The organism is Paenibacillus phytohabitans (assembly GCF_013141775.1).
Classification (GTDB): Bacteria; Bacillota; Bacilli; order Paenibacillales; family Paenibacillaceae; genus Paenibacillus_AQ; species Paenibacillus_AQ phytohabitans.
In genome coordinates this window covers 1-798 of record NZ_WHOB01000006.1, presented here as the reverse complement: position 1 = coordinate 798, position 798 = coordinate 1, and the positions used below count along the sequence as shown (strand labels likewise).

Below are 798 nucleotides of genomic sequence, written 5' to 3'. Positions count from 1 at the left end.
CGTCGCGTTGATCCATTTCACCGCGTCTTCCGGATGCTTCGACGCCTTCGGCACGAACGTTAGACGGTCGAATCCGGCATTGCCCGAGAAGCCCGCTTCCCCCGACGGCCCCTTCAGCGCCGAGACGAAAGCAAACTTCGCATCCGGGATGTTCTTCGTCAGCGCATCGGAGATGCCGCCGATATCCGCCCAGTGGACGATGATCGCTCCGGCTTTGCCGCTGGTGAATTTCTCTTTGGCGGTGGCGTCCTTGTTCACGACGAATTCCTTGTCCAGCAGTCCTTGCTTGTAGAGATCTGCAGTATAGGTGATGTAGTCCTTATACGCCGGGTCCAGCAGGCGTGGTACCAGCTGGCCGTCCACATCATTCCACGTATTCGGCATGCCGAATGCGCCGACAAGGTTATCCAGCATCGGCAGGTCGCCGCGGATCGTCAGCGGCACGTTCTGATCGCCGTTGCCGCCCGGGTCCTTCTCCTGGAATGCTTTCAGTACCGTGGTCAGTTCATCGGTAGTCGTCGGCATCTTCAGCCCCAGCTTCTCCAGCCAGTCCGTGCGGATCAGGATGCTGCTGTTCACTTTGTAGGTAACGACCACCGGAATGGCGTACAGCTTGCCGTCGATCTTCAGCGCGTCCATCGACTCCTGGGAGATCGCTTTCTTGATATTGGGACCGTATTCCTCAATGAGCGGCGTCAGATCGACGAGTGCGCCTTTTTGCGCGTAATCGGAATAGAGCGCCATGTCATTGTAGGTGGTGATCACATCATACGGCTCCCCGGAGGACATAATCAGGTT

The 798-nt window shown here is 57.6% G+C and carries 1 protein-coding gene; it reads right to left on the bottom strand.

The features are described from left to right. Positions 1 to 798, bottom strand: a 798-nt coding sequence (locus GC101_RS00195; protein ID WP_171715641.1) for an extracellular solute-binding protein, incomplete at both ends; no start/stop codon positions are given.